The organism is Bacillus shivajii (assembly GCF_020519665.1).
GTDB lineage: Bacteria > Bacillota > Bacilli > Bacillales > Salisediminibacteriaceae > Bacillus_CA > Bacillus_CA shivajii.
On sequence record NZ_CP084703.1, the window covers coordinates 395,591 to 416,655 of the forward strand.

The following is a 21,065-nucleotide window of genomic DNA, read 5'->3' on the forward strand; positions in this document are numbered from 1 at the left end:
AGCACAGGGGTAGAGGTTACGCATAGCTTGTTAATAGATGACAAGTGATGAAAAGGATGTGAAAGAATGGATAAATCACAAGAAAGAATTATTGAATTGATGGTAGGCAAAGTGCTTGATAAACATGATGCGAAAGTCAAAAAGCAAAGAATCTCAAGAGAAGATCGAAAAAAAGTTCAAGAGATGATCGATGATTTGAAAAAAAGTGTCGATCATTTTTTGGAGAATCATGAGCAGACGATGACAGAAAATGACGTGGATGGTGGAAGGGATAAGGAAGTAGATCCTCAAGTTGAAACGACTGAAGAACCGGTATCCAGACCAACAAGTAAGCCATTTCATGAGCAACCAAATGATCTCAATACGTTGAAAAATTTCATCAATAGAAAAAGATAAACAAATGATTCATTTCGTGCTGTAGTTTTAAACAAAGCATTTTTCCAAGGCAAAAGATAGTCATCTGTCTAAAGGCTTTCGTGAATGGAACTAAAATTAATGAATTTGTCTTAGGGAGCTTGTCCAATCGGCAATATGTGGAGTGAATAGACTGTAATTGAAAGGAGGAGAAAAAATGAACCAAGAAGTATACTATTCAGGAAAAGGTAAATCTAAAGGGCGCTGGTCAGCACTAGACCCCAATGCTTGTCACCCAATGGCTGCAGATGATACGCAGAATGCTGATCAAGTAAATAAAACACTACAACAGTCGGAGGACTATATCTTTATTAAGGATTGTTGTGATATCACTGTCAAAACAACTGATACAAAGGCAGCGGTGTCATTACAAGCAGCACTTCAAGCAGCAATTGCGTTAATCATTCACATTTCAATTGCAGATAGTAGTCAAGCAGAACGAATTACTCAAGACTTACTGCAAACGGCAAAAACAAAGCAACTTTCATTCCAAAAGATTGTCATCGAAAACTCAAAAGGGGTCGACGTTACAAGAACAGACACACAAGTCGCTATCAATATTCAAGTACTACTTCAACTACTACTAGCACTAATCGTGCAGTTAGAAATTTTATAATCAAACGAGGGACAACACCTATAAGGGGGTTGTCCCGTCTTTTTAAAATGGCTGTGTTAAATTTTGTTGCCTCTTCCTCTATAAAAACAAAGGACAAATATGAAGACCGATTGAAAAAAAAACGCTGAGATAAGGTATACTTAACATATCTTAATAGTAGATGGAGGACTCGTAATGGATGGCCAATATAGACAAAACATTCAAACCGGTGTTGAAGTTGATATTGTTTTAAAAAAAGATCAACGTACAGGTAAGCTAACTAGAGGCGTGGTTAAAGATTTACTGACAAAATCAGCACAACACCCACATGGCATTAAAGTGCGGCTTGAAGATGGACAAGTAGGTCGTGTGAAACATATTTATTAAACAAATAAGCCAGTTCCTATAGTTAAAGGAGCTGGCTCAACTTTACTGTTCAAATTACTTTATTCAAATGCTTTTTTCAATCGCAAAAGTCCGTCTTGGACCACTTCACGAGGGCATGCGATGTTCATTCTTACAAACCCTTCTCCACCTTGACCGAATTTCGGTCCTGCCTCAAGGCCTAACCTCCCTTTGTGTATTAGTAATTTCTTTAGATCCTCATCCGTATATCCAAGTTCCCGGCAATCTAACCAAACTAAGTATGTGGCTTGAATGTCGATCATTTTTACTTTAGGAAGGTGTTCAGATAAAAAACGATTAACAAGGTCGACATTGCCTTTTAAATAATCGAGCAAGTTTTCGAGCCATTCATCACCTTCTTTATAGGCTGCTTCCATCGCTGAAATTCCCAAAGGATTAAGGGTGAACTGTCCTTGGCTTTTATGAATCGCTTTTATTTTTTTCCGGTATTCTACATTTTCGCTAATCATTGCTGATACTTGGAGGCCAGCAAGGTTAAATGTTTTACTAGGTGCAATCAATGTAATCGTACGTTTAGCGATTTCCTCTGATAATGATGCAAATGGAATATGTGTATGGGGCTTGTAGACAAGGTCTGAATGTATTTCATCTGAGACGACGGTCACATCATATTTTTCACAAAGCTCGGCAATCGTTGTAAGCTCCTCTTTTTTCCATACGCGTCCCACTGGATTGTGTGGGTGACAAAGGATAAAGAGCTTTACGCCATTTTTGAGTGATGCTTCGAACGCTTCAAAATCGATTTCATAGTTTGAATCTCCTTGAACGAGTGGGCAATTGACGAGTTCTCGATCATTTGCCTTTGGAATCGTTAAGAAGGGTTCGTAAATCGGTGACTGAACTAAGACTTTATCTCCAGATACTGTTAATGCTTGGATGATGGTTGCGATTGACTTGACGACGCCAGGACTGTATAGAAGCCAACTTTTTTTGACATTCCATGTGTGGCGTCGCTTTTGCCAATCGATGATAGCTTCAGACACTGAATCACCAACATATGTATAACCAAAAACCCCATGATTCACACGCTCGTTGAGAGCATCTATAACAGCTTGAGGTGGTGAAAAATCCATATCAGCAACCCACATCGGTAAAATATCGTCAGTCCCAAACACTGCCTTCGTCATATCCCACTTTAATGATGATGTTCCTTTGCGAGAGATTACTTGATTAAAAGACATCCAATCTTCCTTTCATATTAGAACTATAGATAAATCGTTCTTTTCTACTTTTTTAGAACATTTCTATGGATATTTTCGCTTCTCATGGAGCAAAATCCTTTTGAATGAGTTATTTATAAGGTTGCAAAGTTCTGAATTCCCAAAGTTATTTAACTATGCATTTTAATAGTGCTCATTTATAATGAATATAGCAATTATTACTATTTTCATAGTAGTAAAGAAACAAAAGTTAACGACCGAAAATAATGGAGGAATGAACGTTGCTATTACAATCATTAACCAAATCAAAGCGACAAACAAGCCAGCAAACCTGGGAGGATAGAGGAGAAATTCACGTATCAGCTGAGTTACAACAGCAGCTTGAGATGATTCAACTGACTGAAAGGGACTTAGGAGTGGTGAAATCTCTCAAGCCATACATAGAAAAAGATATTGAAGAGATTGTTGATCAATTTTATAACAATTTATTTCGTAACGATGAATTAGTTGAGATCATTAATGAGCATAGTTCGGTAGATCGGTTGAAAGTAACGTTAACAAGGCATATTCAAGAAATGTTTAATGGTGTAATTGATGAAGAGTTTGTAAGGCAACGGATTATTATTGCTCACACCCATGTTCGAATAGGTCTCGAGCCGAAATGGTATATGTGTGCCTTTCAAGACTTGCTACAATCCGTTGCTACTATATTAGAAAAAGAAATTAAGAGTGCAGAAGACCGTTTTAAAGCGTTGATCGCTGTGACAAAAATATTAAATATTGAACAACAACTAGTTCTTGAAGCATATGAAAAAGAAAATGAACGTATTCGAAATGAGGAAGCCAAGGCGAAGGAAGTTTTAAAACAAAAAGTAAATGGAACGGCGGAAGAATTAGCTGCTTTATCAGAGGAAACGAGTGCGTCGATTGATGAAATAAAGAATAAAGCTGAGGACGTCGTAACCCATAGCCAACTTGGTTCTAAATCGTCGGGTGAGGTTGAACGTTTGTCAAAAGAGGGACAAGCGAAACTAAAAGGCCAATATGACGAAGTAGAAAAAATCGATCGATACATGGAGCAGATTACAGAAGAAATTGAAGCACTTAAAGGGATGTCTGATAAAATTAGTGACATCGTTACCATCGTCCAATCAATTGCAGACCAAACAAACTTATTAGCATTAAATGCTGCGATTGAAGCAGCTCGAGCTGGAGAAGCGGGGAAAGGTTTTGCGGTCGTTGCTGATGAAGTTAGAAAACTATCAGAGCAAACGAAAGACTCTGTTAGTAACGTTTCAGACTTAATTTTAAAGACGAAAGACCGGATTGATACTGTATCAAAGGATGTCTTTAGTATTGAAGAGCTAATTGGAAAAAATGCTGAAGGGCTCGGGAATACGAATCACTTCTTTGATCATATTGTTTCCGAAACAGAAAAAGCGAAAGAGCAAAATACGAATGTCGAGGAAGAATTAAAAGGTGTCAACGCTGTTATTAAAGAATTAAACGAAGCTGTTTATCAAATTGCCGTTACAGCAGACAACTTAAATGCAGAAGCAAAAACATTATAAAAATGAGCGGACGAAGCCCTCTATAGCTGGAAAAGCTTTAGGGGTTTTTCAATGCGATAAATGGTGAGAAAAGACCTCACTTTATCTCTGTGCTATACTACAAAGGGATTGTTAATTTACTGATAGGAGTGGTTTTAATGAACGAAATGACATTAAATAATGGCGTAAAGATACCACAACTCGGTTTTGGCGTCTGGCAAGTGGAAGATGAAGCAGCGACTCCGGCAGTTTTGAAAGCGCTTGAAGTTGGGTACCGTTCGATTGACACAGCGATGATTTACAAAAATGAACGTGGCGTAGGTAAAGCGCTAAGCGAGACGAATGTACCACGTGAAGAATTGTTCATCACAACGAAAGTGTGGAATGCCGATCAAGGCTATGAAAATACGTTAAAAGCATTTGATGAAAGCTTAGAAAAGCTCGGCTTAGACTACGTCGATTTATATCTTATCCATTGGCCGACACCTGAATTTGACGAATATGTTGATACATACAAAGCATTAGAAAGGCTTTATCACGACGGAAAAGTGAAGGCAATTGGCGTCTGTAACTTTGATATTGATCACCTCCAGCGTCTTATTGATGAGTGTGACGTGGTGCCTGTCTTAAATCAAGTAGAGTGCCACCCATACTTAGCACAAAATGAACTGAAAGATTTCTGTAAAAAGCATGATATTTTTGTGGAAGCATGGAGCCCTCTTATGCAAGGTGGAGAAGTGTTAGAAAATGAAGTTATTCAAGCCCTTGCAGAAAAACATGGGAAGACTCCAGCCCAAGTCATTATTCGTTGGCACTTACAAAACAACACAATTGTCATTCCTAAATCAGTCACACCATCACGTATTGAAGAAAACTATGATGTGTTTGATTTTGAGTTAACAAATGAAGATATGGAGACAATAAATGGCTTAGATCGTGGTGAACGAAAAGGGCCTCAGCCTAGTGAAATGAACGTTCGCTAAACGTACGAAACAACAGACAGCTTAGAAAAAAATCCAGGTGCCTGGCACCTGGATTTTTTTCTATTGCCAACGAGCTTTTTCTTTATCGATAGAATCGGCCGTTATAGGTGGCTTTTGCAAAGAATATGGGCAGTGTCGATTATACTTTTTCACTTGTTGGTTAATATTTTTTAAGTATTTTTTCGCTTCCTTTTCGTTAAAGAAGCCTTTGTCTCGCTTGAATATATAGTCAGCAACTAAATCTCTGACTTTATGCTGCAGTTTCACCCATTCAGGAAGGAAGCCGGCATTTTTCAACACACTGTTTAGTGGATCTGAATTTAGTTGCTCATGAGTCAGTGGTTTCCCTTTGCCTGGAAGGTTATCGAAACCGCCTTTCTTTTCATGGTCTTTGTACATACCACCGATTAAATCACGACTTTTATAATCCTCATGGTTCATAAGCGCACACCCTTTGGAAGAGAAGTTGTTCTTTCTTTTATTCAATATATGGAAGAGGAATTCCTTTTAAACGTTTGGGTGTTTTTTTGTGTGGTGAATATTTATTCATATTCGGCAGTCTAATATTCGTTATTGCTCGTTTTTATTCACTTATTGAGTCCGCCACGATTGACTCCGGGTCAGTTGAGTCAGACTCATTTTTGTAGGACTCAATTCATGAGAATCTTTGAGAGAACGAGTGAAGAATAGAGGTCAGACAACAAGTCAACTATACAAACCTGAACTCACTAGCAAAACAACTTTTTCTATGATATAAAAATCAGTCATAATTATTACTTCTTAAGCTTGTACCTCTCACTTCCTAAACGTTCCCCAAATTGATAAACTGAAAGTAGTTTTACATAAAAAGGAGAAACGAAATGAATACGAACATGGAGAAAATCCTCATTGTAACATCTGTAGACGCTGAAAAAGAAGCGATAGAACGTGGGCTAGTGGACGTTTCTAAGTTCGATGTTCACGTCATTGGAGTTGGACCAATGAATGCGGCGGCTGCGACAGCGGTTCAACTTACAAAGCAAAAGTACGATCTCGTTATTAATATGGGAATTGGCGGCGGCTTTCCAGAAGTTGCTGAAGTTGGTTCTATTGTCGTTTCAACAGAACAGGTTGCTGCAGATCTTGGGGCAGAGTCACCAAATGGATTTAAGCCAATCGAGGAATTGGGATTCGGCGAATCACGAATGATAAACGACTCACAGCTCGTTGCAACCATCGTGACAAAACTCAAGAAAGCGGATCTCTCGACTTATCAAGGTCCAATTCTTACATTAGCAACGGTTACAGGCACGAGAGAGACTACTCAAGTTTTAGCTGAAAGAATACCTGGAGCAGCTGTTGAAGCAATGGAAGGCTTTGGCGTTGCAACAGCAGCAAAACAGCAAGGCATTCCGACTGTTGAAATCAGAGCCATTTCAAATCCAGTTGGACCGAGAGACCGCGGAGCGTGGAAAATTAAAGAAGCGTTACAAGCATTAGAAAAAGCAAGTGTAGCGTTAAAGGAGGTCTTTTAAATGAACATCGCATATTCACCGTGTCCAAATGATACATTCGTTTTTCATGCATGGGCACATGGATTAATTGAAGGAGCACCAGCGCTTGATGTGACGTATGCAGACATTGATAAAACAAACCAATGGTCAGCCAAAGGCGAAGGCCCAGAAGTGATGAAAATTTCGTTTGCGGCACTGCCTTGGGTGTTAGATGAGTACGCCCTTATCCCGTGCGGTGGGGCGCTTGGGCGCGGATGTGGCCCCCTTGTTCTAACAAAAGAAGGAGTGGATGAGCCTTCATTTTTAAGTGGAAAAACTGTTGCAGTCCCAAGTGAAAAATCGACGGCTTATCTTTTGTTTAGACTGTGGGCAGCGCAACAAGTACCAGGCGATGTAGGTGAAATCATTGTCATGCCATTTCACGAAATTATGCCAGCTGTACGAGATGGGAAAATTGATGCAGGATTAGTGATCCATGAAGCCCGTTTTACATACGGGGAGTATGGTCTTCATATGATGACAGACCTTGGTAACTGGTGGGAAGAAGATACAGGGCTTCCAATACCTTTAGGAGCAATCATTGCGAAACGGTCATTAGATGTGTCTTCCATTACAAAATGGATTCGTGAATCGGTTGACTACGCGTGGGAAAACCCAGAAGCTTCTCAAGATTACGTGATGAAGCACGCACAAGAAATGAGTGTCGACGTAGCAAAATCGCATATTGACCTTTACGTCAATGGGTTTACGCGAGACCTTGGTGAAGATGGCTTTAAAGCGATTGAATCGCTACTTGGCCGAGCCGCAGAAGAAGGATTTGTTCCGAAGTTTGATCTAGAATTATTACGAAAATAAAACATATCAAGTCCAGATCTAGCATGATCTGGACTTATTTACGGCAACTGGCAACGGTATATCACCAGGTGAGAGGTACCTGGAACAACATGGGATTTCATAGCTTGTTTACAACTCGAGTAATTCTTTTATCTTACTTTCTATTGCTTCGGGCTTTGTTTTAGGAGCGTACCGAGCAACGACATCTCCATTATGGTTTACAAGAAACTTCGTAAAGTTCCATTTGATCGATTCATTTAGAAGGCCTGGTTTTGCTTTTGTTAAAAATTCAAATACAGGGTGGATGTCGGCGCCTTTTACGTCCACTTTTTCGGTGAGGGGAAAGGATACGCCATAGTTTTTTCTGCAAGCGGTCAAGACCTCATCATTATCCCCAGGCTCTTGATTTAAAAATTGATTGCTCGGAAACCCCAAGATCACGAGCCCATTATCTTTATACTGCTCATACAGCCGTTCTAACTGAGAGAACTGTTTGGCAAACCCGCACTTCGTTGCTGTATTAACAATAAGAACGACACTTCCTTTGTATTCAGCTAAATCCTTCGTTTTTCCATCTATCATCGTTACTTTATAGTCATGTAAGTTCATTTTGAGACACTCCTTTAAACACTTGTATAACGTTAACTTCCCATGTTTCATAACGCTTCATATGTAAGCTGATTTCTCCTGTTTTCAGCCATTCAAACGCTTCAAGAACGAGTGGTGAGAAATTGTCTTTTAAAACATCTTGCTCAGAGACCCATGTAGCACCTATCGAGTCCTGGCCGGCAAATTGCTCAGGTTAACTGTCCACTTATTTTATGAACAAGGTAAAAAACAGCAATATGATGTACATCGGTAAACTCTTTCCACTCCCATGGTAGCATAAAGTCTGTCACACCTATATTTTTAATGATTTCAACATTCACTCCCGTTTCCTCGTAGAACTCTCTTTTCATTGCAGTAATTAAGCTTTCTGATTCTTAAATTTAATAAAGCAATGAGAAAGCACATGAACATTAAATAGTATAAAACAATGATTGACATAACACCATATGGTTATATAAACTATAAAATAACACCAAAAGGTTTCATAAAAAAGGAGAGTTACAATGTCTGAACAAAATAACCAATTACCTGAAATTCAAAAACACCTCGTTTTAAATGCACCAATTCAAAAGGTATGGGATGCAGTCGCAACTTCTGAAGGAATTGCAGAATGGTTTATGCCGAATAATTTTGAACCAAAAGAAGGGCATGAGTTTTACCTCGAATCACCATTTGGCCAATCGCCTTGTAAGGTAACTGAAATTGATGAGCCGAATAAGCTATCCTTTACGTGGGACCGCTCTGGATGGTTTGTCACATTTGAATTAACAGAGGTAGACGGTAAAACGGAATTTACGTTAACCCACGGTGGTTGGGGGAACGCAGAAGACGTTATTACTGGTACAGGAGAAAAGCAAGGAACTGTTCATGACCGCATGAATAATGGTTGGGAATCGATCGTTTACGATGCTCTGAAGAAGGCTGTTGAAGGGTAATGACTGCGGCACCTAAACACGATGTTTTTCAAGCGATCGCCGATCCGTCGCGTCGGAAGATTCTTCAACTTCTTGCCGAAAAAGAACGTCCAATAAGCGAAATTAGTGAGCACTTTCCGATAACGAGAACAGCGGTTGTTAAACATTTGACGATCCTTTCTGAAGCGGAACTCGTGAAATCTGAAAAGCTTGGACGTGAAAAGTGGTTTTCACTACAGCCAGAGCCACTTAGAAAAGTGAAAGACTGGGTCGCATATTACGAACAGTTTTGGGAAAATAAGCTTTCGATGCTTAAGCATTTTGTTGAAGAGAGCGAAAATGAAAATGAGCTTGCAGAACGCAAGAAAAAGAAATGAAACAGAAGGCGCCAACCTTATGAGTAAGTAGTTCCGACTAAAGGGAGATAATATTAAATAACAGTTCATTTTTGAGAGGTGATGCGTGCCTGAATTCTCTCCTTTATACTTGTTGATATATAGGCGTTCTTTCGGTTGCTTCCATATAAAATAATGTATTAATTAGCACCTCTTTTAAAGAGTAAATAATATATAATTATTATGGTATTATTTGAAGTAATATTTTTAAAAAATATTGATGAAACCATGCTATATTCGCAGTGAATTTATAACTCGAAGAAGTGATAGGCGGCGACTCCAGCGGGAACAGCGCGAGCCGAAAATCACCCAAAACGAGGTTGATGAGTTTTGGGAAGTTGAGGCCGTGCCCGCGGAAAGCGTCCGCCTGTAAACGGATTCGAGTGCTTATCTTAATAAAAACCACACTAATAAGGCAACATGTTAAACGTATTGCTAGTTCTATTGATTTTCATTGTTTTTCACTTCGAAAAAGGAACTGCGCACCTAATAAGGATGCGCCTTTTTGTCCTTCAATAGCGAGCGTTTCTGCTATTTTTAAATATCATCCTCTTTGATCATCGCATTGATTTCTCCCCCAAGTAAAATGAGTAGTGATGAGGCGTGAAACCAAACCATCAACGCTATGACCGTACCGATTGTTCCATACGTTGCTGAGTAGTTTGCAAAATTGTCGAGGTAAAATGAAAAGCCAAGTGATGTAATATGCCAACCAATTGCAGCAAACAGAGCACCAATATATACTTCACGAACATGCAGGCGAATATTTGGCCCGATTAAATATAAGACCGAAAAAACGACAAATAAAATCACAAAGCTAAGTAACCAGCGGAAGAAAGCTCCATCAAGTAATGGGATTGAAAACGCTAAGTATTCACTGAAACGGTCACCAATTACTTGAAAAACAAAGGCAGCAACTACAACAAGCAGTAAGCCGATTGTAAGTAAAATGGACATGAAGCGGGATAAAAGCATACTGCGCATTTCTGTGACATGATAGGATAGGTTCAATGAACGCAAAATCGAATTCAATGCGAGAGAAGCCGTCCATAAAGTGAAAACAGCCCCTAAAGAGAGTAGACCTGTATTATGCTCACCTGTAATAACATCCCATTGATCTTCAACAACTGCTAACACATCAGGAGGAATGTAATCGACTTTAATAAATTCATATAAATCCTGAAATGTAAAAGGTAAGTAGGATAACAATGTAACGGAAAAAATAAGAAACGGGAACAACGATAACAGTAAATAATACGCGCATTGTGCAGCTAAATCGATCAAACGATGATCGCGAAACCTTTTATATAATAGCTTGATTGCTTTCATTTTTTCCTCCAATCTAAAACTTCTGATCGAACTGTTGCTCACTTTTATTTTTCCCATATGAAGCCGTAAAAAACAAGTAAAATGCCACCTTCACATTTGGATAAAAATAGTGAAATGTGGGAAAATGCATATTTGGAGCCCAAAACGGTTGTCAAAACTCGAATAATGCATAATACTAAACTAGGAAATCATTGAAAAAGAGGGAAAAACGATGGATCAAATCTATAAACAACTTGTTGATATATGTACAGAAAAAAACGTTCTTAAAGATGAACCGATGAAAAATCATACGTTAACAAAAATTGGAGGAAAGGCAGATTACTTTGTCACTCCTGAAACACACGAACAAACAGCGAAAGTTGTTGAGTATACGTATGAGAACAATCTTCCGTTTATGCTGCTAGGTAACGGTTCGAATATGATTGTTCGCGACGGGGGCATTCGTGGTGTTGTCATGAACTTGAAAAAACTAAATGGACTCGAAGTTCGCGGCACTCAGTTAATCGCTCAAGGGGGGGCAAACATTAAAGATGCCTCTCGTCTTGGGTTAGATCATCATTTAACAGGTCTAGAGTTTGCTTGTGGAATTCCTGGCTCAATTGGCGGTGCGATGGTCATGAATGCTGGTGCCTATGGCGGAGAAGTCAAAGATGTGATTGATCACGTTACGGTCGTCTCTAAGGAAGGGGAACGCTTCAAGCTTGTGAAAAATGAATTAGAACTTGATTACCGTACAAGTATTCTCGGAAAAAAAGGCTATATGGTGCTAGAAGCGGTCTTCAACCTTGAAGAAGGTGATCGAACTATCATTAAAGAAACGATGGATGACCTCACATATAAACGAGAATCAAAGCAACCACTTGAATATCCATCAGCAGGAAGTGTCTTCAAACGTCCACCAGGGTACTTTGCAGGCAAACTGATTCAAGATAGCGGCCTTCAAGGAAAAGGGTTTGGTGGTGCCGAAGTGTCTACGAAACATGCAGGCTTTATCGTGAACAAAAACAACGCAACAGCAACAGACTACATTAAAACAATCAACATGGTACGTGAAACTGTAAAAGATACATTCGGCGTCGAACTTGAACTTGAAGTAAAACTCGTCGGAGAAGATTGAAACGATAACTAATTTATTCCAAGTACTTCCAAGTGCCAGGCACCTGGGATGAATTGGTTATTTTGAATTGTTTCGTGTGTCTAAATTTATGTCGAAGTGCTCTTCTTGGTGTGTTACAATTTATGTAGTTATTTTTTCACTTTCAAATCTTCAAATTTAACTAAGAATGAAAGTATAAGAAAAGACCTAGGTTTTCGCCTTTGTTGGCGAAAAACATGGTCTTTACTAATGGAGGTGTGTGTCAGAAAACTATGAAAAAACTAACAACTATCGCAGAAGAATTACATAATCATCAAGTCCAATATAGTAAGTTAAATTGGACACTGTTTACAACGGGCTATGATTTTGGTGTACAAGATGAATACTTAAAAATGATGGATGTGTTAAAAGACAAAGAGAACTTCGAAACGATAGAAGAGTATCTCGAGCAAGATCTGTCCCCTCTTGAACAAAGAAAGGTCGAAATTTTACATCGCTCGTTCAAGCCATACCACTTGTCGGATGAACTAAATGAGCTAAATGTGAAGATTCAAAAGAAAGTAAATGAACTTTCAAAGATTCTCAACACGTTCCGTTACAAGCTTGACGGAAAAGAAGTGTCAGCTGTTGAGTTAGCTCAAGTATTAAGTATGGACAGTAACCGTGAAAGAAGAAAGGAAGCTTTTTTTGCAAGAAATCAAATTAATCAACTGATGGTTGATAACGGGTTTATTGAACTGATTAATTTACGAAAAGAATATGCGAAGCTATATGGTGCAGAGAACTATGTTACGTACAAGCTTGAGGCAAATGAGCTTGATACAACGATCTTTGATAGCTGGCTAGCAGAACTTCACGATATTCTCCCAGAGATGAAAGAAGGGAGAAAAAAGTATGCGCAAGAATTTTTAAACGACGACGAGATTATGCCGTGGGATGAGCAGTACATTCAATCACAAATCGCTCCTTCTTTAAATCAGGACGTCGATATGTCAGAGTATTATACAAATATTAAAGATCTGTTCCAAATGTTCGGTATTGATCTTACAAAAATGAACATTACGTACGACATTTTTCCAAGAGCAAACAAGTCTGAGTGGGGTTATAACTTCCCCGTTGAGACAGGGAAAGATTCAAGAATCCTTGCCAATGTGAAAAATAAATATTTCGAATACGGTGTGCTGCTGCATGAAACAGGTCACGGTGTGCACTCCTTCTTGCTTGATCCTGAAGAAATTATTTTGAACAAAGGGGTCAGCGGAATCATTAGTGAAGGAATCGCTAACCTTTTCCAAGGATTTTTGTACAGCCCAGCCTTCTACAACAAATTCTTTACAGATACAGATAAGGTGGAACAAGAATTTACAAGGCTCAAAGAATACCAGAAGCTAAACTCACTAAGAAGCATCGGCAGAATCTTTTTTGACCACGCCCTTTATAAAAATGAACTGAATTCATTAGAGGACATTTATGATGTTTATTGGAAAAATCATAAAGAGGTTCTTGGTGAGGAGCCGTTTGGTGAAGCACCGCCTTGGGCATACATGATTCACTTTACGACTCATCCGATTTATTTGCACAATTACTTTATGGGGGATGTCACTTGTGCGATGCTCGAACAAGTGTTTAAGGAAAAATATGATACGGAAATTCTCGATAAGCCAGAACAATTCGGAGAGTTTCTATTGAATGAAGTAATCAAACCTTCAGGGACGTATAAATACAACGAATTGTTTAAGCGAATTAGTGGGGAAGATTTTTCATTAAAGTTTATGTTGGATAAAAAATAAATGGTGCTATTTGGACAATGAGCGGTTTTAGCTTATTGTCATTTTTTATACATATACAAAGTCAGTATTTATTATAAATAGAATATGGACCTGGAAGAAGAAGTCCATTTGTTGGATCGGTTGTCTGACCTTGATTATTCTGACATTTTCTATGCTATTCTCGATTTCTGAGTCCTACAAAATTGAGTCTGACTCAACTGACCCGGAGTCAATCGTGGTGGACTCAATTCGTGTATAAACGAGCGATAAAACGAATATAAAAGACCGGTATATGTATAAAAATACACACGCTCCCGCGCCACAGAGCTGTACCAACACCACGCACTCGACCTGCCTACCAAACCTCCCCGAACCGCTATTTTTGCCGAAAACTTCGTGTCGTAACTTCAACTCTCCACGAATACAATGTACAAGCAGCGTGCTTGTACTGTTATTGCAATTCATGGAGGTTGGTTTGATGACGGTTTTCTTCACATATGTGTTATTAGGACTTTCACTTGCAGCACCAATTGGACCGATTAATGCGGCCCAGTTGGATCGCGGTATAAAAAATGGTTTTTTTCACGCTTGGCTTGTCGGTTTAGGAGCAACAATTGCTGATGGAATGTACATGCTCTTAGTTTTTTTAGGCGTCGTACATTTAGTTGAACAACCCTTTATTCAATCCTTTTTATGGCTGTTTGGATTTTTCGTTCTCGTCTATACCGGGATTGAAAGTCTATCTGGATCAGGCCAAATGAATTACTCTGAAACGCGGACGGCAGGGGAATCACGAGTAAAATCCTTTTTATCAGGTTTTTTCATGTCATTGTTTAATCCGTTAACGATTCTTTTCTGGCTAGGAATTTTTGGGTCGGTTTTAGCCAAAACAGTGACTTCGTACGGAACAGAGCAAGTCATCATATATATCGGTGCAATCTTTTTAGGCATTACGATTTGGGACTTTACAATGGCCGGGTTCGCGAGCACATTACGTAAATTTTTAACAGACAGGCTGCTCAAAGGGATCTCAATTTTATCAGGACTATCTCTCATTGCTTTTGGGATCTATTTCGGCATTCAAGCGGCTACTGTTTTATTTTCGTAAAAATGGATCCAGGCCCGGGATCTTTTCCGGACTGATTTTTCTTCCAAATGCGAACCATGATCCATGTAATAAGCGCAATGATCACAACAAACAGCAAGCTCACATAAAAACCAGGGCGGCTGATTGAGTGAAATGCGGTACCGACAATTGCGGTCATAACGATAATGAAGCCGATTATTCGTTTCACTTTGTCACCTGTTGTAATTTCTAAAAGCCGGTTTGATGAACCTATAATAAAGTACCAGTTGTAAAGGAGCATTAAACCAGCAGCAGTCGTAAAATATTCATAAATTCGATCAGGCAAAAGTAACGATAAAACGATGGAGACAATAATGGCCCCTGCCGTTACACCAATTGCAGGAAGAGGTGTCTCTTTTTTCGTCATTTTTCCTAATACGAATGGGGCATCATGGTCATTTGCTAAACTGACAAGAATTCGAATCATTGCAAATAAAGAAGCAACCATCGTCGAAAAGCCAGCGATGATAAAGACCCCGTTAAAAATGTGGGGAATATAAGGGATCGCGTACTCTCGAAGAGCGGAAACGAAAGGGCTTTTATCTGTCGTGAATTGATCCCAATTCATTAGAATTAATGCAAGAGAAATGGAAGTAATGTAAAGAAAAGCTAGCAGTGCAAACATGACTTTTCCTGTTTTCATCGCGTCTTCCATGTTTTTTAAACGAATGGCAAGAAGCCCGATAATTTCGATCCCAGCAAAACCGTAAAAACCGAAAATGAGTGCTGGTAGAAGGCCAGTGATCCCGTTAGGCATAAAGCCACCCATCGTGCGCGGGATTGGGGCGGTTTCTACACCATCACCGAAAAAACCAAATAGAGCGACACCTGCTAACACGATAAACATGACAACGGCAGCAATTTTTAAAACAGCTAGCAAATTCTCGACTCTGTCAAAACCTTTTGCACCAGTTAGAATCACGATAATCGCCAAAACGGAATAACCGCAGGCGAAGATCCATAAAGGAATATGAGGAAACCAGAAACGTGTAAAGATCGATAGTGCAGTGAGCTGACTACCCATGATTAATAACTCTGATAACCAATAAACCCAGCCACAACTAAAGCCTGCCCAGCGTCCGTACGCTTTTTTTGCATAAATACGAAACGACCCTTCTTGTGGGTCAGCGATTGTTAATTTTGCAAGTGCCTCATATACAAAATATGTACCGATCGCAGCGAGAGCGTAAGCTAAAATGACAGACGGACCTGCCATTGAAATAGCGATACTAGATCCTAGAAAAAAGCCTGTCCCAACTGTACAGGCTACCCCTAATAATGAAAGCTGCCACCATTCAAGCTTTTTTTCTTGTTGTGATCCAGAACTTGTTGTCATCGCATTTCCCTCCGCTTTTATTGTTTGATAAAAAAGATTTGTTTATGTGAAAAAAAGAGGAGAGCTGCCTTTCGCTTTTTCGTGTATGTTTTTATAAAATCGATGCCATCTTAATGAGTGAATGGAATTTACATAAAAGATCAAGTGTCGGAACTGGAGGGGTTACAGTGCAGATCTATTTTTCACCTGAGTTTTATAAAGAAGATGCTCAAGTTTTAAATATTGTGACAGATAAAAATGAAGCGGTTGGCTATCTTGCATTTTTGATGGATGATAAAAAAATGTATGTGTACGGCACACTCCAAGAAGAAGGGATTTCCGAGAATTTCAAAGACTTAGTGACCCCGTATATTCGTGGATTAACAAAATTGAAGCCCGACATTGAAGTTTTCACTTTTTTATCTGCAGGCGGCAAGAAAATCGAAATTGAAGAAGAGAAACAATAAACAGATTTATTGCCAGTTATCCCAAGGTAAATTTGATAATTACTAACAACAGTAACAATGCATATTGTCCTAACGGCCAAATCTAGAGGTCTCTCTCTAGGTTTGGCTCTTTTCATGACCATATAAAAAACATTACTTAGGCGAATAGTTGGTGTAAAATGAAATTTGGAATGCGCTGACTATTTATGAAACAAAATCTCATGATAATCGTATAGAGTTATGTGAGTTATTGCATAGAGAAGAGGGTGGAAAGTTTGGAAACAGTACTTACGATAAAAGATTTAGGTAAATCTTTTAAGGATAAGCAAATTATTAAAGACATTTCTTTTGAAGTAAAGAAAGGCGAGATCATGGCCATATTAGGGCCTAATGGAGCAGGGAAGTCGACGACGATCCGCAACATCATGGGAATCATGTATCCAGATGAAGGCTCAGTCAATTTTCACAACCATAATGGAAAAGACATCCCGAGACATAAAATTGGCTACTTACCTGAGGAGCGAGGGCTATATAAAAACGTAAAAGTGATGGATGTTTTACTCTATTTTGCTGAATTGAAGGATTACCCTTTGAAAAAAGCGAAAGAGCGAGCGTTAACATACTTAGAGAAATTCGATTTGAAAGGGAATGAAAACAGTTCAATTGAAGAGTTGTCAAAAGGGATGGCGCAAAAAGTGCAATTTATAGCATCAATTATTCATGAACCGGAATTGTTAATATTGGATGAACCATTTTCAGGACTTGACCCAGTTAGTCAAGAAATTTTTAAAGATGAAATTCAAGAGCTTGCAAATAAAGGTACTGCAATTCTTTTGTCCTCACATCAAATGAATCTCGTAGAAGAACTTTGTGATAGGCTGTTCATGATTCATAAAGGTAGAAAAATTATTTATGGCTCAATCGATGATGTGAAAGAGGAATACGCAAACTTTAAGTGCACGATACGAGGGAAAAATGAAGAAGGAATGCTTAAAGTGATTGGCTCTGTTCAACGTGTTGAAAAGAAAGGGGAGACGTCAGTTCTTTATTTAACGAGTGACGTTGCGGTTTCACGTTGGTTAAAAGAGCTTCCAGAGGAGCTGGATATTCAAGAGTTATCAATCGATCGGATCTCCCTTCATGAAATCTTTGTTGACATAGCGACAAATGAAGGAAGGGGTGTTAACCATGCGTAACAGTTTAAAGGTAGCTAGGTGGGAGATAAAACGTAATTTAAAAAACAAATCTTTTTTAATTTCATTATTTTTAACACCACTTATTTTTATGTTTTTCTTCTCAGTGCCGGTTCTCTTTTCGGGTGGAGGGCCAGAACAACCAGCACAAATTCAATTATATATAAGTGATGAACTGGCGATTGAAAATGAAGTGGATCAACTTACCTCACAAGAGAGTATGCGTTTAGATTTTGCTGGTACGATTGAAGATGAGGAATCATTTATTCAGGAGTTGGAACAGCGAAGTAATACCATTTATGTTCCACTCACAGAAGATGAAATCATACAGTCGCTCTTAACGGTTTATAAAACGAGTGATGTATCGGAGAACGATTTGATGCATCTGTCTGTTTTAGAGCCTGTATTAAAGCAATACCAGCTTGCGAGCATTGGGTTATCTCAAGAGGAAATTCGAGTTGTTGTACAGCCAATTGACTACGATACGGTAGAAGTAGAGGGAGAAGAAGGTACTGTAGAACAAGAAACATCGGGAACAGAATTACTTGCTCAAGATCCAGCAGAGCGACTAATCCCAGGTGCCTTTGCAGGTCTCATCTTATTTTCTGTAGTGATCACAGGAATGATGATTTTCCAGAGTGCTTCTCAAGAGAAAAAAGAGAAGGTTGCTGAGATGGTGTTATCGTCTTTAACTCCAACGGAATTAATGCAAGGCAAAATTGTTGGGTACTTTGCACTTGGACTTATTCAAGTTCTCGTATGGTTTGCGATGGTCTTCCCGATCATATTATGGCGTTTCTCTGAAATACCAATCCTGCAATACTTATTTGTTCCAGAACTAGTCGTACTAATTGTTATTGCTATTGCTGGCTATTTATTGTTTGCCTCGTTATTTGTCGGGATAGGTGCAACAGTAGAAGACATTTCAGCATCGAGTAACTTCCAAGGAATTATCTTTATGTTACCTTGGCTCCCATTTATTTTAATCGGGCCAATTTTATCAGATCCAAATGGCCTCATTGCACAAATCGGAACGTACTTTCCATTAACATCACCAGGTGTCCTATTAATCCGCCTTTCCATCTTGCAAGAATGGGTTTGGCTGGAAATTATATTCGCTTTAGTCATTCTTTTCTTGAGTATTTGGTTACTCATGAAATTAGCTGGAAAAGTATTTAAAACGGGGATTTTAATGTACGGAAAAAATGCAACACCGAAAGAAATTTGGAAGTGGATAAGACAATAAAGATTATAAGGACCTCCTATCACGCATATTGATAGGAGGCTTTTTATTCGGTGAAAGTTAAAAAACTCTTCTCAATTTGTCGGCGTAGCTTTTCATGATGGTATGCTTTTTCACTAACGCTGAATGAAAACAGGTTTCCAACCATGTTTTATATTCAGAAAAAACCTTATGAGGTGGTGCATAAAACATGAAGAATGGGCCTTTTAGAAGCCTTTTTGTCAAAGGGACTTTAAATTTTATTGTGAAAAACACGAGTGAACATATTGAAAGGAACCAAGTAAGTTTTGGGTTTTTCGTATATAAGTAACCGTATAAAAACATTTTCATGTAAACAAGCGCAGACCAATATAAGTTCCAGCCATATTTAAACTGAATCATCTTGTGCTTATGAATAAAGTGTTCGGCGAAAGTGAACAGTACAGTGCACTTTATCGTATGGACAATTTGTTTCATCAACGTATTAGGGAATTGAGAGAGACATAACAATGTTATTAATGGTGAGATGATAAATACATGGATCGCTCTTAACACTTTCCAATTAAAGCCGCCTGGAGTGAACTCCCACACGAGGTACCTTTTACAAAGATAATAGTATAAAGAATTTAAAAAGCTGATGAAAGCCAATCCTTTGTAATACTTAGGGAATTGTCGCCACGTTTTTAAGTATACATTTAGGATGAAAATAAAAAGAATTAAAAGCGTTTGTTTTGTTTTCATTTTTTTAGCTCCTGAATGATCGTTTATTATATATTTCCAATTAATTTACAGTTTTATGTGGTTTTCTGTAAAATAATTGGAAATTGAGTCGTAACCTGAATCGACGATCGTAGTTGTTGGTATGCCAATCACCGACTCGCTTTCCACGGGCGATCCGCGAGCCTCCTCTCGGTTTTATTTAAGTAAACCAATTAAACCTAATCCCAAATGCGTAGATAAAGTTTCACCTGAGTCTTCCAAGATAAATTTCATCATAATTAAGCAAAGAATCTCTTAGAAAACACCCTATATTTATTTAGTTCATCATGGATTCAGGCGAGAGTTAATATGGATAACAGTGTTAGCTCCGGACAAGGATGAAGTAAAAATAAAACACTTGGATTCGTTTTTCGTCCAAGTGTTTAATGAATAGGTATTCGTTTGCGAAGAGTTTTTGAGCGGTGGTTGCAAGCAAAAAAATGTCTGAGATGTTACTATTATGATCATGTAAGGCGCTTTTGAGCTAATTTCAAGTTGTACATTAGCGTTGCTTTCACTTTAGTCATAGAAGAGTGCCAAAATGAGTCAAATAAAATTTTATAATTTGTTAGAAACTTATAGCGTGTCGGGACAAAAATAAAAATAGGCCCTTTTAATAGTCTTTTTGTTAGCGGCACATTAAATTTCCATATGAAAAAAATTGCCGAGCATATCGATAAAAGCCAAGTAAGTAAAGGTCTTTTCGGATATAAGTAGCTGAAAATATACATTTTAAAATAAACAAGGCCAGACCAGTAGACGTTCCACCCATATTTAAACTGAATCATTTTCTGTTCATGAATGATGTGTTCAAGAAATGTGGAATAGGCCACCCATTTTGTCGTATGAATGATTTTTTTTAAAAACGTTTCAGGAATTCGAGATAAATATGATAGAACAAATAACGGAGTGATTAAAAACACATGTAACCCTCTTATAAACCTCCAATTAAACCCTCCAGGGTTCAACTCCCAAACAAGGTATCTTTTACAAAGGTAATAATAACAGCAATTCAAAAAAATAATGAAGCCTAACCCTTTGTAATATTGGGGGAAGACCCGCCATGTTTTTCCGAATATATTGATTAGTAAAATGGATATGAGTAAAAGGGAATGTTTTGTTCTCATCGTTAACTCCTAATGAAATAAATTTCTACTATGTATTATGATGTCAATGACAATTACAAATTATGTAATAAATGTAATTAGATTGGAATCTGCTCGTGAGTATTTATATGAATCAATTTCAAAATTACGTTTTTTGCGCAATGAAACGGATGATATTATAAATATTTCATTAACGTAACTAAAGACGGCGACTCCCGGAGGATTAGCGCAGTCTGAAGATCCACTTAGGCGAAGAGTTGTCGAGCCTAAGTTAGCTGAAGGCAAGCCCTCGGGAAAGCGTCCGTCTGAAGTGAAGTTCACACTCACCATT

General features: G+C 38.4%; 22 protein-coding genes and 1 pseudogene. 16 read left to right on the forward strand and 7 right to left on the reverse strand.

Annotation, left to right across the window (positions count from 1 at the left end; translation table 11 throughout):
* Positions 1–66: 66 nt before the first annotated feature.
* The 3 genes from LGQ02_RS02010 (at position 67) to LGQ02_RS02020 (ending at position 1,396) form a co-directional block, all read left to right on the forward strand.
* Complete coding sequence (locus tag LGQ02_RS02010; protein WP_226516589.1) at positions 67–396, forward strand: hypothetical protein; 330 nt, start codon at positions 67–69, stop codon at positions 394–396.
* A 175-nt stretch (positions 397–571) separates the two neighbouring features.
* Positions 572–1,030, forward strand: coding sequence for a spore coat protein (locus LGQ02_RS02015; protein WP_226516590.1), 459 nt, complete (start codon positions 572–574; stop codon positions 1,028–1,030).
* Positions 1,031–1,204: 174 nt separating this feature from the next.
* Complete coding sequence (locus tag LGQ02_RS02020) at positions 1,205–1,396, forward strand: YwbE family protein (RefSeq protein ID WP_226516591.1); 192 nt, start codon at positions 1,205–1,207, stop codon at positions 1,394–1,396.
* Between the two features lie 59 nt (positions 1,397–1,455).
* On the opposite strand, the gene LGQ02_RS02025 is transcribed toward LGQ02_RS02020, so the two are convergent.
* Positions 1,456–2,616 carry a MalY/PatB family protein gene (locus LGQ02_RS02025; protein WP_226516592.1) on the reverse strand — a complete coding sequence of 387 codons (1,161 nt, stop codon included), beginning with the start codon at positions 2,614–2,616 and terminating at the stop codon, positions 1,456–1,458.
* A gap of 365 nt (positions 2,617–2,981) precedes the next feature.
* Between LGQ02_RS02025 and LGQ02_RS21435 the strand changes: the two are divergent.
* The 3 genes and pseudogenes from LGQ02_RS21435 to LGQ02_RS02035 all read left to right on the forward strand — a co-directional run.
* A pseudogene (locus LGQ02_RS21435) lies at positions 2,982–3,359 on the forward strand (protoglobin domain-containing protein); the annotation flags it as partial.
* On the forward strand, positions 3,357–4,166 hold the full coding sequence (locus tag LGQ02_RS21440) for a methyl-accepting chemotaxis protein (protein WP_404802400.1): 810 nt from the start codon (positions 3,357–3,359) through the stop codon (positions 4,164–4,166). The pseudogene LGQ02_RS21435 and the gene LGQ02_RS21440, both read left to right, overlap by 3 nt.
* A 137-nt stretch (positions 4,167–4,303) precedes the next feature.
* Entirely contained in the window at positions 4,304–5,128 is an 825-nt protein-coding gene (locus LGQ02_RS02035) for an aldo/keto reductase (RefSeq protein ID WP_226516594.1), read from the forward strand.
* A 60-nt stretch (positions 5,129–5,188) separates the two neighbouring features.
* Here LGQ02_RS02035 and LGQ02_RS02040 read toward each other — a convergent pair whose 3' ends face one another.
* Positions 5,189–5,569 (reverse strand): DnaJ family domain-containing protein, encoded by a 381-nt coding sequence (locus LGQ02_RS02040; RefSeq protein WP_226516595.1) that lies wholly within the window; start codon positions 5,567–5,569, stop codon positions 5,189–5,191.
* Positions 5,570–5,988: 419 nt separating this feature from the next.
* Here LGQ02_RS02040 and LGQ02_RS02045 point away from each other — a divergent pair, with 419 nt between their 5' ends.
* Both LGQ02_RS02045 and LGQ02_RS02050 read left to right on the forward strand, forming a co-directional pair.
* Positions 5,989–6,642, forward strand: a complete 654-nt coding sequence (locus LGQ02_RS02045; RefSeq protein ID WP_226516596.1) for a futalosine hydrolase — start codon at positions 5,989–5,991, stop codon at positions 6,640–6,642.
* Positions 6,643–7,476, forward strand: coding sequence for a 1,4-dihydroxy-6-naphtoate synthase (locus LGQ02_RS02050; protein ID WP_226516597.1), 834 nt, complete (start codon positions 6,643–6,645; stop codon positions 7,474–7,476).
* Positions 7,477–7,584: 108 nt separating this feature from the next.
* Here the strand turns inward: LGQ02_RS02050 and LGQ02_RS02055 are convergent, their stop codons facing one another.
* Positions 7,585–8,064: a glutathione peroxidase gene (locus tag LGQ02_RS02055; protein WP_226516598.1), complete on the reverse strand. Its 480-nt coding sequence runs from the start codon at positions 8,062–8,064 to the stop codon at positions 7,585–7,587.
* 188 nt (positions 8,065–8,252) lie between these two features.
* Complete coding sequence (locus tag LGQ02_RS02060) at positions 8,253–8,384, reverse strand: NUDIX hydrolase (protein ID WP_264184002.1); 132 nt, start codon at positions 8,382–8,384, stop codon at positions 8,253–8,255.
* A gap of 183 nt (positions 8,385–8,567) precedes the next feature.
* Between LGQ02_RS02060 and LGQ02_RS02065 the strand changes: the two genes are divergently transcribed.
* The gene (locus tag LGQ02_RS02065) at positions 8,568–8,999 is read left to right on the forward strand and encodes an SRPBCC family protein (RefSeq protein WP_226516599.1); all 432 of its coding nucleotides are present in this window, start codon (positions 8,568–8,570) and stop codon (positions 8,997–8,999) included.
* Positions 8,999–9,355, forward strand: coding sequence for an ArsR/SmtB family transcription factor (locus LGQ02_RS02070; protein WP_226516600.1), 357 nt, complete (start codon positions 8,999–9,001; stop codon positions 9,353–9,355). Before LGQ02_RS02065 ends, LGQ02_RS02070 begins: the two co-directional genes overlap by 1 nt.
* A gap of 555 nt (positions 9,356–9,910) precedes the next feature.
* Here LGQ02_RS02070 and LGQ02_RS02075 read toward each other — a convergent pair.
* The gene (locus tag LGQ02_RS02075) at positions 9,911–10,702 is read right to left on the reverse strand and encodes a YihY/virulence factor BrkB family protein (RefSeq protein WP_226516601.1); all 792 of its coding nucleotides are present in this window, start codon (positions 10,700–10,702) and stop codon (positions 9,911–9,913) included.
* Between the two features lie 211 nt (positions 10,703–10,913).
* Between LGQ02_RS02075 and murB the strand changes: the two genes are divergently transcribed.
* The 3 genes from murB to LGQ02_RS02090 all read left to right on the forward strand — a co-directional run bounded on the left by murB (position 10,914) and on the right by LGQ02_RS02090 (position 14,675).
* A complete protein-coding gene (gene murB, locus LGQ02_RS02080) occupies positions 10,914–11,819 on the forward strand; it encodes a UDP-N-acetylmuramate dehydrogenase (protein ID WP_226516602.1) in 906 nt (301 codons plus the stop codon).
* Positions 11,820–12,070: 251 nt separating this feature from the next.
* Positions 12,071–13,588, forward strand: a complete 1,518-nt coding sequence (locus LGQ02_RS02085) for a M3 family metallopeptidase (RefSeq protein ID WP_226516603.1) — start codon at positions 12,071–12,073, stop codon at positions 13,586–13,588.
* A 457-nt stretch (positions 13,589–14,045) separates the two neighbouring features.
* Entirely contained in the window at positions 14,046–14,675 is a 630-nt protein-coding gene (locus LGQ02_RS02090) for a LysE family transporter (protein WP_226516604.1), read from the forward strand.
* Here LGQ02_RS02090 and LGQ02_RS02095 read toward each other — a convergent pair.
* Positions 14,656–16,029 (reverse strand): amino acid permease, encoded by a 1,374-nt coding sequence (locus tag LGQ02_RS02095; protein ID WP_226516605.1) that lies wholly within the window; start codon positions 16,027–16,029, stop codon positions 14,656–14,658. The genes LGQ02_RS02090 and LGQ02_RS02095 overlap by 20 nt on opposite strands.
* A gap of 167 nt (positions 16,030–16,196) precedes the next feature.
* Here LGQ02_RS02095 and LGQ02_RS02100 point away from each other — a divergent pair, with 167 nt between their 5' ends.
* The 3 genes from LGQ02_RS02100 (at position 16,197) to LGQ02_RS02110 (ending at position 18,893) form a co-directional block, all read left to right on the forward strand.
* Positions 16,197–16,475 carry a hypothetical protein gene (locus LGQ02_RS02100; protein ID WP_226516606.1) on the forward strand — a complete coding sequence of 93 codons (279 nt, stop codon included), beginning with the start codon at positions 16,197–16,199 and terminating at the stop codon, positions 16,473–16,475.
* A 254-nt stretch (positions 16,476–16,729) separates the two neighbouring features.
* Entirely contained in the window at positions 16,730–17,650 is a 921-nt protein-coding gene (locus LGQ02_RS02105) for an ABC transporter ATP-binding protein (protein WP_226516607.1), read from the forward strand.
* Positions 17,643–18,893, forward strand: a complete 1,251-nt coding sequence (locus tag LGQ02_RS02110) for an ABC transporter permease (RefSeq protein WP_226516608.1) — start codon at positions 17,643–17,645, stop codon at positions 18,891–18,893. The genes LGQ02_RS02105 and LGQ02_RS02110 overlap by 8 nt, the downstream gene beginning before the upstream one ends.
* 1,199 nt (positions 18,894–20,092) lie before the next feature.
* On the opposite strand, the gene LGQ02_RS02115 is transcribed toward LGQ02_RS02110, so the two are convergent.
* Complete coding sequence (locus LGQ02_RS02115) at positions 20,093–20,551, reverse strand: hypothetical protein (RefSeq protein WP_226516609.1); 459 nt, start codon at positions 20,549–20,551, stop codon at positions 20,093–20,095.
* Positions 20,552–21,065 lie beyond the last annotated feature (514 nt).

Bases quoted from the DNA above. Each gene is read 5' to 3' on its own strand.
- LGQ02_RS02085 (WP_226516603.1), top strand. From the start codon at position 12,071: ATGAAAAAACTAACAACTATCGCAGAAGAATTACATAATCATCAAGTC.
- LGQ02_RS02015 (WP_226516590.1), top strand. From the start codon at position 572: ATGAACCAAGAAGTATACTATTCAGGAAAAGGTAAATCTAAAGGGCGC.
- LGQ02_RS02050 (WP_226516597.1), top strand. From the start codon at position 6,643: ATGAACATCGCATATTCACCGTGTCCAAATGATACATTCGTTTTTCAT.
- LGQ02_RS02075 (WP_226516601.1), bottom strand. From the start codon at position 10,702: ATGAAAGCAATCAAGCTATTATATAAAAGGTTTCGCGATCATCGTTTG.
- LGQ02_RS02035 (WP_226516594.1), top strand. From the start codon at position 4,304: ATGAACGAAATGACATTAAATAATGGCGTAAAGATACCACAACTCGGT.
- LGQ02_RS02010 (WP_226516589.1), top strand. From the start codon at position 67: ATGGATAAATCACAAGAAAGAATTATTGAATTGATGGTAGGCAAAGTG.
- LGQ02_RS02095 (WP_226516605.1), bottom strand. From the start codon at position 16,029: ATGACAACAAGTTCTGGATCACAACAAGAAAAAAAGCTTGAATGGTGG.
- LGQ02_RS02055 (WP_226516598.1), bottom strand. From the start codon at position 8,064: ATGAACTTACATGACTATAAAGTAACGATGATAGATGGAAAAACGAAG.
- LGQ02_RS02025 (WP_226516592.1), bottom strand. From the start codon at position 2,616: ATGTCTTTTAATCAAGTAATCTCTCGCAAAGGAACATCATCATTAAAG.
- LGQ02_RS02090 (WP_226516604.1), top strand. From the start codon at position 14,046: ATGACGGTTTTCTTCACATATGTGTTATTAGGACTTTCACTTGCAGCA.
- LGQ02_RS02045 (WP_226516596.1), top strand. From the start codon at position 5,989: ATGAATACGAACATGGAGAAAATCCTCATTGTAACATCTGTAGACGCT.
- LGQ02_RS02110 (WP_226516608.1), top strand. From the start codon at position 17,643: ATGCGTAACAGTTTAAAGGTAGCTAGGTGGGAGATAAAACGTAATTTA.
- LGQ02_RS02020 (WP_226516591.1), top strand. From the start codon at position 1,205: ATGGATGGCCAATATAGACAAAACATTCAAACCGGTGTTGAAGTTGAT.
- LGQ02_RS02065 (WP_226516599.1), top strand. From the start codon at position 8,568: ATGTCTGAACAAAATAACCAATTACCTGAAATTCAAAAACACCTCGTT.
- murB (WP_226516602.1), top strand. From the start codon at position 10,914: ATGGATCAAATCTATAAACAACTTGTTGATATATGTACAGAAAAAAAC.
- LGQ02_RS02070 (WP_226516600.1), top strand. From the start codon at position 8,999: ATGACTGCGGCACCTAAACACGATGTTTTTCAAGCGATCGCCGATCCG.
- LGQ02_RS02040 (WP_226516595.1), bottom strand. From the start codon at position 5,569: ATGAACCATGAGGATTATAAAAGTCGTGATTTAATCGGTGGTATGTAC.